Annotated in this window: 5 protein-coding genes; all 5 read left to right on the top strand. The window is 73.5% G+C overall.

The features are described from left to right. Positions 1–138 precede the first annotated feature (138 nt). The 5 genes from WMF19_RS15740 to WMF19_RS15720 all read left to right on the top strand — a co-directional run bounded on the left by WMF19_RS15740 (position 139) and on the right by WMF19_RS15720 (position 12,967). On the top strand, positions 139–957 hold the full coding sequence (locus WMF19_RS15740; protein WP_437899845.1) for a class I SAM-dependent methyltransferase: 819 nt from the start codon (positions 139–141) through the stop codon (positions 955–957). Then, the gene (locus WMF19_RS15735) at positions 950–1,609 is read left to right on the top strand and encodes a class I SAM-dependent methyltransferase (RefSeq protein WP_437899844.1); all 660 of its coding nucleotides are present in this window, start codon (positions 950–952) and stop codon (positions 1,607–1,609) included. The genes WMF19_RS15740 and WMF19_RS15735 overlap by 8 nt, the downstream gene beginning before the upstream one ends. 21 nt (positions 1,610–1,630) lie before the next feature. Beyond that, a complete protein-coding gene (locus tag WMF19_RS15730; RefSeq protein WP_437899843.1) occupies positions 1,631–3,961 on the top strand; it encodes a hypothetical protein in 2,331 nt (776 codons plus the stop codon). Positions 3,962–4,028: 67 nt separating this feature from the next. Continuing rightward, positions 4,029–11,018 (top strand): pentapeptide repeat-containing protein, encoded by a 6,990-nt coding sequence (locus tag WMF19_RS15725; protein WP_437899842.1) that lies wholly within the window; start codon positions 4,029–4,031, stop codon positions 11,016–11,018. Next, positions 11,015–12,967, top strand: a complete 1,953-nt coding sequence (locus WMF19_RS15720) for a metallophosphoesterase (RefSeq protein ID WP_437899841.1) — start codon at positions 11,015–11,017, stop codon at positions 12,965–12,967. Before WMF19_RS15725 ends, WMF19_RS15720 begins: the two co-directional genes overlap by 4 nt. The last annotated feature ends 181 nt before the right edge of the window (positions 12,968–13,148 follow it).

Raw genomic sequence — 13,148 nt, 5'->3', positions numbered from 1 at the left:
GATGCGGCGCATGTCCCTGCCGCACCTCGATCCCGGAGCCCTCGAGGCCATCCTCGAATCGACCGACGGGTTGCACCCGACCGGAGCGGTCCGCGCGTACCGGCGCTCCTTGCGCCTCCACAAGTGATGAGCGCTCCGATGGACCGAGAGTGGCCGCTCGACGCGGACGACTTCTCCGCTTACTACGCCTTCGCGCCCGCGGCGCTCGCCATCCGCGAGTGCGTGCGGCTGCGCGCCGTGCGCGAGCTCGATCTGCCGGAGCCGCTGCTCGACGTCGGCTGCGGCGACGGCCTGTTCGCGCGCCTCGCCTACCCGGACAAGCAGGCGTGGGGCATCGACATCAACCCGACCGAGGTCCAGCGCGCGCAGCGGACCGCGTCGTACCGCACGCTCATCTGCGGCAACATCGTCAACGTCCACCTGCCCGAGGGGTTCTTCGGCAGCGCCATCGCCAACTGCAGCCTCGAGCACGTGCCCGATCTCCACGGCGCCCTCGTGAACATCCGGCGCGCGCTCAGGCCCGGGGCGCGGTTCGTGCTCATCGTGCCGACGCCCGACTGGACGTACCAGCTCGCCCTGCCCGAGGCGCTCCGCTCCGTGGGCCTTGTCGGCCTCTCGCGGGCGTACGGCGACGCGCTCGATCGCGTCTTCTCGCACGTCCACCTCTACGACGAGGCGGGCTGGCGCGATCACCTCGCGCGCGCGGGCTTCGACCTCGTGGAGACGCGCCCCATCGCGGGCCGGCCGACCTCGTGGGCGTTCGACTTCATGCTGTACCCGAGCCTGCTCGGCTACGTGATGCGCAAGCTCACCGGCCGCTGGGTCGCGATGCCAGCGCTCCGCCCGCTCACCGTCGACGTGGCGCGCGCCGTGGTCAACGCGCTCGGGCGCCTCGCCCCGGGCGGCGACGCGGCCGCCGAGTACCTGCTCGTGGCGCAGGCAGGGCCCGATGGCTGACCCGGCGGCGCCGCCCGGCGATTACTTCTCGAACCACCGCCGCCGCGAGCGGTTCCCGTGGTCGCTCTACCACGGCGCGCTCACCCGCCCCCTCGCGCGCGCCATCGCCGCCCGCGGCCCGCGCCCGCGCGTGCTCCTCGTCGGCTGCGGCCTCGAAGGGGAGATCCCCGGCGCCCCGCCCGCGACCGAGCTCTACGGCTGCGATCTCGACGCGCGCGCCATCGAGGCGTGCCGGCGCCTCTACCCGGCGCGCGCAGAGCGCTTCGCCGTCTGTCCGGGGCCGTACGAGCTCCCGTCGGGCGGCGGGTTCGACGGCCCGTTCGACGTCGTGCTCGCGAAGGAGGTCGTCGAGCACACCCTCGATCCGTCGCGCTGGGCGCGCGGGCTCTCGGCGCGCCTCGCGCCGGGCGGCGCGCTGCTGCTCACGACCCCGAACTACGGCCGGCTGTCCACGCTGCCGCTCCTCGAGGCCACGGTGCTCGAGTGGATCGCGCGCCGCGACGGCTTCTCGCGCAAGCACATCCACCCGAGCAAGTTCGACGAGCGCAGCCTCGCGGCGCTCGACGTCGGGGAGCGGATGCGGCTCGTTTCGGTGCGGCGGACGCTCACCGGCTGGTCGCTCCTCGGCACCTGGCAGCGCGCCCCGGGCTGACCCGGGCGCCGGCGCGTTCCGTTGATGCTCTACCTCCTGCTCGCGCTCGGCGTCCTCGTCCTCCGGCTGGCCGAGCTCCGCGCCGGCGCGGCCGCCGGCCCTGCCGCGCCGGCCGTACCCGTCGCGCCCGGGCCCTCGCCGGCCGTAGCCGCCGCGCCCGGGCCCGCGCCGGCCATGGCCGCCACGCCCGGGGCCGCGCCGCGCCTCGCCTGGCTCGCCGCCGTCGCGGCGGTGGCGGTCGCGCTCCTGCCCGCGCTGCGCGACGCGCCCGCGCTCGCCGGGCCCGGCGCCGCGCTGACGAAGGACACGATCTCGCACCTCGCCATCGCCTACGACATCGCGACGAGCGGCCTGCCGCACGGGTGGATCGCCACGAACAACGGCGGCTTCCCGATCGCGCTGCACTACCCGCCCGTCGGCTGGCTGCTCGTGGCGGCGCTGATCCGCCTCGGCGTCGCGCCGGTGGTCGCGGTGAAGGGGCTCGGCTTCGCGGCCTTCGTCGGGGCCCCGCTGGTCGTCCTCGCCGCCGGCCGCGCGGTCGGCGCGCGGCCCGCGGCGGCCGCCGCCGGCGCGGTGGCGCTCGCGTGGGTCGCGCCGTACGTGCAGTTCGCCGGCGGGTGGCCGTCGTTCTTCCTCCTCGGGCTGCTCTCGCAGATCCTGGTCATCCCCCTCGTCATCGCCTGGGCCGCCGCCGTGATCCGCCCCGCCCGCTTCGAGCTCGGGCCGGCGCTCGCCGCCGCCTGCGCGGCGACGCACCCGCAGGTCTTCACGGTGAGCGCCGTCGTCCTGGGCGCGGCCGCGATCGCCGCGTGGGATCGGCGGCTGTGCGCGCGCGTGCTCCGCTCGCTCGCCGGCGGCGGCCTGGTCGCGGTCGCGCTCTACGGCCCCGGCATCGCGTCGATGGCCGCGCCCTTCGGCTGGCCTGCCGGCCTCGGCTGGCGGCACATCGGCTTCGGGCCCGAGCGCGTGCTGCCGTGGATGCTCGATGGCGACCTGCTGGACTACGAGCACGCCCCGGTGATCGGCTCCGCGTGGATCGCCTCCTGCTTCCTGCACGCGACGCGCCTCCGCGCCCCGGCGTCGCGGGCCGTCCTCGCGGCGTCGGCGGTCGCGCTGCTCCTGTCGATGAGCGGCGGCTGGATCGTCGGCGCAGGCCCGCTCGGCCGCGCGCTGCTCTCGCTGTTCCAGCCGATGCGCGCCCTCGCCCTCCTGCCGCTCGTCGCGGCCGCGGCCATCCTCAGCGCGCTCGACCTCGCGGCCGCGGCGCTCGCGCGCATCGGCGCCGCGCTGGCAGCGCGGGGCGCGCGCCGCTCGCGCCCCGCGGTCGCCGGGCTCCTGCCGGCCGCGCTCGCCGGGCTCCTGCCGGCCGCGCTCGCGCTCGTCGCAGCCGTCGAGATCCCCGCCCGCGCGGCCGATCTCCACGTCATGGCGGAGAAGCAGGCCGCGCTCATCGCGTCGCGCGGCTGCCCGCCGCCCGCCGAGGGCTTCGACCCCGATCTCATCGCCCGCTGGCTCGCCGAGGCGCCGCCCGGCCGCGCGAGCTACGCCGCCGAGGACGAGTTCGCGACCTGCTCCATGATGCACGCCGCCAATCTCCGCCGCGCGGTTCCCATGGCCGTCTCGACCGGCGCGGGCGCGCATGTGGGCGTTCACGCCGCGGCCTTCCTCAAGGTGGCGCCCGAGCGCCCCGGGAGCGCCGCGCGCGCCGAGGCGCTCGGCATCCGCACGCTCATCCACCTGACCGCGCAGCGGCCGGGGCCGCCCGATGCGTGGGCGCTCGTCGACAGGCGCGGCGAGGTCGAGCTGTCGCGGCGGGTGGGCGGCACGGACTACGTGGGGCTCGGCTGCGTGCGCGAGGTCTGGCGCGGGCGGGAGGCGGATCTGCTCGCGGCGCTCTTCGAGCACCTGGAGCAGCCGCGCACCGTGCTCGACACGCCCGGCGAGCTCGTGGCGCTGGAGGCCACCCGCGGCCCGCTGGAGCGCGTGGCCGTGGCCGACGACGGCTGCGACGCGGCCCGCGCCAGCGTGCGCGAGGTGCCGCGCGAGCCGGGCGCGTACGAGGCGACCGTCGACGCGGAGGCGCCTGTCGACGTGGTCTTCCGCGCAACGGCGTACAGCGGCTGGCGCGTGCGGGACGGCGGCGCCGAGCTGGCCCCGAGGCGCGTCGCCCCGGGCTTCTTCGCGGTGCGGGTCGGCCCTGGCCAGCACCACCTGGAGGCGGTGGTGGCGCTGCCGCGGTTCTACCTGCAGGGGCTCGCGCTCGCGTGCGGGGCTGCGATCGCGCTGGGGGCGGCGTGGCTCCGGCGACCGATCTTTCGCCGTGGCCGGCTCCCAGTCACCGAGCGCCGGTGACTGGATGGCTCCGCCGGCGCCGGAGCAATGGTAAAAGCGGACGCGCCGGGCAGCGGGGAGCGAACGAGTGCAGAAGGCGGCAGAGGGGTCGACGTACACGCGGGTTGCCGTCGTGCAGCTCGCCTATCATCCGGCGATCGTCCTGGATCGGCGATCGCCGCTCGAGGATCCGCTCTTCGATCCGAAGGGAGCGTCGGACTCGTTGCTTCCCTCGCGGGGCGAGGTGCCGGAGGCGATCAAGCCGAAGCTGGACGCGCTCCGCCGGCGCATCCGGGAGGTGTACGATGCGCAGCTCCTCGCGCGGATCCGGGCGGTGTTGTCGGCTTGCCGGGAGTACGGCGCGAGGATCGCGGTGCTCCCCGAGTACAGCGTTCCGTGGGAGATCCTCGAGGGCGTCGCCGAGGCCGCGGGCGATATGGTCGTCGTGGCCGGGACGCACACGTTCGACCGGGCAGCGCGGCGATCCGGGGTGTACGAGCGGCTCGGTGCGGCCGCGCTCCCCACGGTCGGACAGTCGGTGTGTCCGGTGCTCCACGGCGGCAGGCTGCTCGGCCTGCAGGCGAAGCTGAGCCCGGCGATCCCGGAGCGGAGCTCGATGCGGCCTGGCGCGACCTGGGCGCCCGTCGAGATGCCAGACGGCTTCCCGGGGCCCATGGGCGTGCTTGTCTGTCTCGACTTCCTGTTTCGAGAGGGCGAACCGCATCGGAAGCTCGTGGTGGAGCGCCTCGGGGCCTGTCGGTTCCTCGCCGTGCCGAGCCTCACGCCGCACCACACACTGCCGGAGTTCGCCGGCAAGGCGTGGGAGGAGGCGCGCCGGTACGGGCGGCCGGTGCTCTATTGCGACGGCGCGGAGGGCGGCGGCACGTCGGTGTACGTCGACGAGGGGCAGGCGCATGATCTGAAGCGGTTTCCGGATCGCGCCGGGTACCTCGATCCGGGCGACGAAGGGGTGATCGTCGCCGACGTCGACCTCGGGTATGAGCGGGCCGGGAGGTCGACGCGGTACGAGGCGCCGAGGCCGGTGGTGCCGGTCGCCGAGGCGACGCTCGTGTACCGCGGGCATCCGGCCGGGGAGGCGTACGCGCGGTGGCTCGACGAGGCGCGGGGGCTGCTCGCGCGGGATGACGACGACGCGCTGGAGGCGGTCGTCGCGCGGCTCGAGCAGGGGCGCGACGTGCTGCTGAACGCCGGCGCGCTCTCCGGGGCCGCAGCGCGGGGGAGGCGGCTCAGACGGCTGTACGGCGAGCTCGACAGGGTGACGAGCGTCGAGCAGCTACGGCAGTTCACACGGGAGGTGGTGCTCCCGGCGGAGGTGCTGCCGCTCGAGGCGCTGCGGGCGGCGATGGCCGGCGCGGCCGCCGACGTGGTGTTCGGGTGGATGGCGCAGCGTGAGGCGCGGGAGGCCGGGTTCGCCGAGGTCGAGGCGCGGCTCCGGAAGGCGGTGGACGCGACGCGGGGGGCCGGCGAGTGGACGAGCGACGGCGCGGCGGCGCTCGGGGCTGTGGCGCAGGCGGTGCGCGGCCCGCGCGAGGTAGACGAGGGGAGGCAGGACGGGAGGCCGGCGCCGGAGGTGCGGGTGGTGCTGCCGGGAGGGCTCGACCCGGCGGCGCTCGGGACGAAGCGGGTCGGGGGGTGGATCCTCGCGTTTCAGAGGCGGCCCGCTGACCTGATCGAGGTCGTCAAGGATCGCCTGCGGCGCGCGGCGGCTGATGCTGAAGCGCGGTGGCCCGCCGAGGAGCTGGACGAGCACGGGCACGTCACGCGGTTCTCCAAGCATCAGATCGATGCGGCAGAGGACCTTCGCCTGCTCGCGATGACGGAGGGGAGACAGCGTATCGCGACCGTTGGTGTCTCGTCCGAGAGCCAGAGCGTTCCTCCCGAGATCCTGATTGCATCTTCCCAAGACGACGGGTGGGTCCTGTGGACCGACGGTGGCGAGGGATCCCTCGGTGGTCGCTCGGAGGGACTGCTCGCCGCGCTCGCCGAGACCGGGCTTGCGGGGGCCGCCTGCGACGAGGTCCCATCGGATGCGCGGCGGGACCGGATCGCGAGACTCTTGCCCCGCTTCGACGGCGCGCGCGCCGTGATCGCGGCGCTCCGCGACCAGCGGCTGCGCGAGGTCGACGGCAGGTTCGTGGAGCCCGACGCCCGTGTCGACGGGGGGGAGCCGACACCGATGCTCGGCGCCCTCGACGCATGGCTGTCGTCGGGCGAGCCGACGGCCCTCGTCCTCGGCGAGTTCGGCCTCGGGAAATCGACAGCGCTCGCCGTGTGGGCCGACAGGCGCTGGGAGTCCGCGGCGACGCCGCTGCCGCTCCTCGTGAACCTCGCCGGCGCGTCCCCGTCGGCGAGCGCGGAGCAGCTCCTGCTCCAGGCCGCCGGGCTCGCGGATGCTCCCGAGAACCGCGCAGCCGTGCGCCTCCTGACTCGGCATCGCCTGCTCGTGCCCTGCTTCGACGGCTTCGACGAGATGGCGACGCGCCTCGAGGCCGCGGAGCTCGCGGGCCGGCTCTCCGGGCTGCTCGAGATCGCGGCGGGCGGAGGAAAGGTGCTCGTCTCCTCGCGGGACAACTACTTCCCCAGCCAGGCGCACCTCACGACGACGACCGACAGCGCTCTCTCGCAGGCGCTCGGCGCGCCGGCGGGGATCCGGCGCGTCGTGGTCCAGCCGTTCACCGACGATCACGTGCGCGATCTCGTGCGGCAGATCCGCGGCGAGGGCGGCGCCGCGGCGGCGCTCTCGCGCATCGCCGGGATCTACGACCTCAAGGACCTCGTGCACCGGCCGCTGCTTCTCGGGATGGTGCTGGCCACGCTGGACGACCTCTCTCCCGGCGCGCAGGTCGGCCGGGCGGACCTCTACGAGGCGTACCTGAAGCGATGGCTCGACAACACGCGGAAGGACGACCCGGAGTGCTTTACTGACGAGCAGAAGAAGGAGTTTGCAGAGGCGCTGGCCGAGCAGCTCTGGCGGTCTGGAAAGGCGACCTGCACGTGGCAGGAGCTCCAGAGGTCCGTCCGCGCTCGCCTCTTCCCGCTCCTGCCCGAGGGCATGCCGCCGGGGGCGGCGTTCCTGGAGATCCAGGGTGGGGCGTTCTTCGTCCACGAGGGCGAGGACGGGTATCGCTTCGCGCACAAGTCGTTCCTCGAGTACTTCCTCGCCCGCGCGCTGGTCGCGACGCTGCCTGAGCGGCCGGAAGCGGCGCTCCGGACAAGGCCGATCACGCAGGAGGTCGCGGCGTTCGTCGGAGAGATCCTGAGGGCGGACGGGGAACCGAGGCGCGCGAGCGCGGTCCGCGCGGTCCAGTCGTTCCTGGCGGAGGATCGGCGGCCGCTCCAGCGACCCGGTGAGGCCGCCGAGAACGCCCTGCGGCTGCTGCTCGGGCTTTCGCGATGGGCAGGCGATGCGGCGGACTGGATCCCGGGCGGCGCGGATCTCCGCGGGGCGCAGCTCGCCGGCGAGGATCTTCGTGGGGCACGCTTCGCCGGCGCGAAGCTGGAGGGGGCGAACCTCGCCGGCGCCGATCTCTCCAGAGCGGATCTGACGGGCGCCGTGCTGAGCGAAGCCACGCTGTCGGGCGCAAAGCTCGACGGCACGATCCTCCGAGGTGTGATTGCGCATCGCGCAGACTTCACGCAGGCCGAGGCGAACGGTGCCGTGGCCGAGGCGGCGGACCTCACGGGCGCGGTCTTCCGGCAGTCGACCTGGACAGGATGCCTCTGGAGGGGCGCGCGGGCCGAGGGCGCCAATACAAGCGCGTGGATGACGGCGGGAACGGACGAGCCCCTCGAGCGCGGGCGCAACCTGGCCCCGATACCGCCGCAGGTTCAAACGGAGCTCGTCTCGGGACACACCGCTCCCATCGACGCGATTGCCTGGGCGCCTGACGGCAAGCGCCTGGCGAGCGCCGGGCACGACACGACAGTGCGCCTCTGGGACGCGGACACAGGCCACGAGATCGCTCGCCTCGAGGGACATTCGAATTCGGTCAGGGCCGTGGTCTGGCACCCCGGCGGCAAGCGCCTGGCGAGCGCTGGGCACGACAGGACGGTGCGACTCTGGGATGCGGACACCGGCCACGAGCTCGCTCGCCTGAGTGGACATTCGAATTTGGTCAGGGCCGTGGCCTGGCACCCCGACGGAAAGCGCCTGGCGAGCGCTGGTGACGACAGGACGGTGCGACTCTGGGATGCGGACACCGGCCACGAGCTCGCTCGCCTGAGTGGACATTCGAATTTGGTCAGGGCCGTGGCCTGGCACCCCGACGGAAAGCGCCTGACGAGCGCCGGACACGACAGGACGGTGCGCCTCTGGGATACCGGCACCGGCCACGAGCTCGCTCGCCTGAGTGGACATTCGGATTGGGTCAGGGCCGTGGCCTGGCACCCCGACGGAAAGCGCCTGGCGAGCGCCGGACACGACAGGACGGTGCGCCTCTGGGACGCGGACACGGGCCAAGAGCTCGCTCGACTCAAGGGACACGCAACTGGGGTCACGGCCGTGGCCTGGCACCCCGACGGAAAGCGCCTGGCGAGCGCCGGTGACGACGAGACGGTGCGACTCTGGGACGCGGACACTGGCCACGAGCTCGCTCGACTCGAGGGACATTCGGATTGGGTCAGGGCCGTGGCCTGGCACCCCGACGGAAAGCGCCTGGCGAGCGCTGGTGACGACAGGACAGTGCGACTCTGGGACACCTGCACCAGCAACGAGCTCGCTCGCCTGGAGGGACACGCAACTGAGGTCAGGACACTGGCCTGGCACCCCGACGGAAAGCGCCTGGCGAGCGCCGGTGACGACAAGACGGTGTGCGTCTGGGACACCGACACCGGCCACGAGCTCGCTCGCCTCGAGGGACACCCAATTAGGGTCAGGGCCGTGGCCTGGCACCCCGACGGAAAGCGCCTGGCGAGCGCCGGTGACGACAAGACGGTGCGCCTCTGGGACGCCGACACCGGCAATGAGCTCGCCCCCTTCGGGCGACATTCGAACCCGGTCAGGGCCGTGGCCTGGCACCCCGACGGAAAGCGCCTGGCGAGCGCCGGCGACGACAAGACAGTGCGCCTCTGGGACGCGGACACGGGCCAAGAGCTCGCTCGACTCGAGGGACATTCGGATTGGGTCAGGGCCGTGGCCTGGCACCCCGACGGAAAACGCCTGGCAAGCTCCGGTGACGACAAGACGGTGCGCCTCTGGGACACCGGCACCGGACACGAGCTCGCTCGCCTCGAGGGACACGCGGCTGAGGTTACGGCCGTGGCCTGGCACCCCGACGGAAAGCGCCTGGCGAGCGCCGGCGGCGGCAGGATCGTGCGCCTCTGGGACGCCGACACCGGCCACGAGCTCGCTCGCCTTGAGGTACACCCAATTAGGGTCAGGGCCGTGGCCTGGCACCCCGACGGAAAGCGCCTGGCGAGCGCCGGAGACGACAAGGCGGTGTGCGTCTGGGACGCCGACACCGGCCACGAGCTCGCTCGGCTCGAGGGACATCGATCCAAGATCAGGGCGATTGCATGGCACCCCGATGGAAAGCGCCTGGCGAGCGCCGGGAGCGACGCGGTACGGATCTGGAATGCCTTCGACGGCAAGCTCCTCGCCTCGTTCGAGTCGGCGGGCTTCGCCACCCTCACCCGCACCGCCGGTGGCTTCTGCTCGTTCGGTGACCTTCACCCCGACCGCGCTCGCCTCGCGCTCCGGCGCCCCGACGCGACGACCACGCTTTACCTTCCCCTCGCCGGCTTCCGTGACGTCCTCCACCGCCCCGACAAGGTGAAGGCTGCGCTCTCCGGGGATCTCAGCGGCGACAACCTCGGCGAGGAGCTCACCAGGCACGGCTACCCGGGTGGCGTCCCCTGGGATGGCGAAGCGCACGTAATCAGGGCTCGCCCCTCTCCGCCCGCCCTCCCCGCCGCTGTCCCCGCGACTGCCGGCCCTGCACCAGCGCTCACCGCTCGTGCGATAGCCGCCGCTGCCCCCGCCGCCGCCGCCCCCGCCCCCTCCCCCACGCCTGCCATCCGCGAGCTCGCTCTCGAATCGCTCTCCCTCCCCGCCGGCGCCCTCCTCAACCCCTTCCGCCCCGGCCCCGCCCTCACCGACGCTTCCGCCCTCCCCGGCCGCGCCCCCGTCCTCGCCGAGCTCCTCGCCCTCATCGACAGTCGCAGCCCCGCCGTCCTCCGCGGCCCTCGCCGCGCGGGCAAGACCTCCATCCTCCACCACCTCGCCGCGCGCCTCTCCCCTGCCCGCGCCGTCCACCACCGCTCTCTCGAGGGCCGCGCCTCTCCCCTCCGCACCGCCGACGATCTCGCCCTCTTCCTCGACCCCTCTCTCCAGTCCGACGCCACCCCCGCGCTCACCTTGCGCAACCGCCTCTCCAGCGCCGGCAACGCCGTCCTGCTCCTCGACGAGGTCGCCAACCTCCACCAGGCCGACGCCACCGTCTTCGCGTGGCTGCGCGCCGTGGGCCAGGAGAGGACCAGCATCGTCCTCGTCGGCTCGCACTGGGACTGGGTCACCGTCGTCGAGCACGCCTTCGCCGCGGCCCCGGGCTCCTCGTTCGGCAACGACGTCACCCCGGTCAACCTCGGCCCGCTCGAGCCGGCGGATGCGATCCGCTTCCTCGTCGACACCGCCCCTCCCGACGTCCCCGTGGAGGCCGAGCGCACCGCCCGCTGGATCGTCGAGCTCTGCGGCCCATGGCCGTTCTATCTCCAGGTCATGGGCTACGCCCTTGTCCAGGCCGTCCGCGCCGGCCAGCGCCGCGCCCTGGTCGAGCGCGCCGGCGTGCGCGAGCTCTACGAGCAACGCCTGCTCCTCGACCGCGACGCGGCCTTCTTCCGCGCCCGCTGGGCCGAGCTGCCCGAGCGCGCGCGCGGCGTCCTCGGCGCGCTCCGCGGCGCGCCCGACGCGGCGCTGCCCGAGGTGCGCAGGCTGCCTTCCGAGGACGTCGCCGTCCTCTGCGACGCGGGCCTCTGCGATGCATTCGGGGCATGGCTCGCGGATCCGCCGTTCTTCGACTGGATTCGACGGATCGCCAGGCAGACAGGGAGGGAGTCATGACGCGCGCGTTCGACGTGAGGAGATCCTACGCACCGGAGCGCGATGTCCGCGATCACGCGCAGCTCCTGGATCTCTTGCTGTCCTTGCCGGTGAACGGCGTGATATGGCCGCTCGTCGGCGCGCGCAGGGCCGGGAAGACGTGGACGCTCAAGGCGCTCGAGCACCACCTCGGCCTCGCCGACAAGACGCGCGTGCGTTACCTCGACCTCCGCAAGTTCGGCCGGGCGCTCCCCAGCGTGCCGCCGGGGACAACGCTCCTCCTGGATGAGCCGCAGCTCGCCGGCCAAGGCGGCAGCCCGCGCGACGCGAGCGCCTTCCTGCGCTGGTGCGTCGACCTCTACACGACCAACACAACGATCTTCCTGGCGATGAGCCCCGCCGAGTGGATCGCGCTCGAACGCGCCGCCGCCAACGACGCCGGGCTCGTCTGCTCGCGGGACATGCGCTTCCTCGATCCCCTCACCCACAGCGAGGCGCTCAAGCTCGCCCGCACCGCGGTGTCGAGGGCGCTCCTCCCCGAGCTGCCCGCAACCTGGCGCCGGAATCCCTTCCTGCTCGAGCTCGTCTTCGAGCTCGCCGAGCAATCTCCCGCTCTGGCGAACACCCCGTGGACGCTCCTGCGAACGGCGCGCGTGCGCAGCGAGCTCCGGGAGTTCGCGTACCACCGCGCCGTGTTCGACGACGGGCTCACCGAAACGCAGCGGGGCGTGCTCCGCGAGATCGCGCGCGGCGCGGCGCCCCGCGACGAGAACGTCGATCTGCTCGAGCGATGCGGCCTCGTGGAGCGGCGCGGCGGGCGGCTCGTGCTGGCCGATCCAATCCTCGAAGCGAACCTGTGCCCGCTGAGGATCCACCATGTCTCCGACATCCACTTCGGACCGAAATCCGCCGAACGCGTCGACGTGAAGGAGAGAAACCAGCACGGCAACACGATGAAGAGCGGGCTGGGCCCGCCGCGCGTCTGCGATCACTACACCGAGCACGTCGCTGAGCTCGCCGCGGCCGGCCGCGCGCCGCACCTGCTCGTCGTGTCCGGCGACATCGCCGAGTGGGCGGACGACGCCCAGTATGTCGAAGCCCGGGTCTGGCTCGATCAGATATCGAGCCTCCTCGCGGATCACCCTCGCTTGCCGCCCGACGAGCCCAACGTGCTGCTCGTGGGCGGCAATCACGACGTCGACTGGCGGCAAGCGGCGGCGCCCGCGCAGGCCGGGACGCAGGCGCGCCACGCGCCTTTCGCGAGGGCGTTCGGCGATCACCCGCGCTGCGCGCGGCCGCCGCTCGAGGAGCCGCCGGCGACACGGGCGCTCGCCGTGGCGCGGTATGCGGATCTCGGGGTGGAGTTCGCGCTGCTCGGATCGGCGGAGTTCGGCGGCGAGGAGGAGAAGGATCCGGTCCGGGACGAGCTCCTCTCGCTCATCGGCCGCCTGCGGCAAGGCGCGATCGAGGAGCCGGACGCCGAGCGCGCCGCGGCGCTGCGCGACCACGTGGCGCGCATCGATCCCGGCCTGGTGCACAACGCGGATCTCCAGCGCCTGCGCAGGGCGCAGTGGCACGCGCCGATCCGGATCGCGGTCCTGCATCACCCGGTGTCCCCGCTGCCGTCCACCGAGCTCGCCCGCTTCGGCGGCCTGATCAACGCCGGTGAGGTGAAGGACGCGCTGGCCCACAAGGAGTTCTGCCTGGTGCTCCACGGCCACAGCCACACGGGATGGTTCGGCAAGGAGCAATGGCCGGAGCGGCACGAGGACTGGACGATCCGTATCGCCGCGGCGCCGTCGCTCTCCAGCCGGGAGGTGCAGGAGCACAACGGCTACAACGAGATCGAGATAGCGCGCGACGGCGTGGGCGGCGAGGTCGGCTATCAGATCCACGTGAGGCGCATGGTGAGAGAGGGCGCGACCTGGACGCGGCGCGCGTCGATGGGGCCGTTCGCGCCGGGGAAGTAGCGCCGCGGCCGGGAGGCGCGCGATCGCAGCGGGGAGCGCAGGGCCACGCCTGGAGAGTACGCGGGCCGAGCTCGGACCTGTCGGCCCTTTTTCGGAGCCTGCGCCGAGACCTCTGGCTTGTGGCTGTCCCTGGCCCGACGTCGGGCTAAAGAGGCCACAACTTCCCTGAGGTTGAGCGGCG

The sequence above is a fragment of the Sorangium sp. So ce124 genome (genome assembly GCF_051525235.1).
Lineage (GTDB): Bacteria > Myxococcota_A > Polyangia > Polyangiales > Polyangiaceae > Sorangium > Sorangium atrum.
The sequence above is the reverse complement of the archived record's forward strand: the minus strand, read 5'-3'. Positions and strand labels throughout refer to the sequence as shown.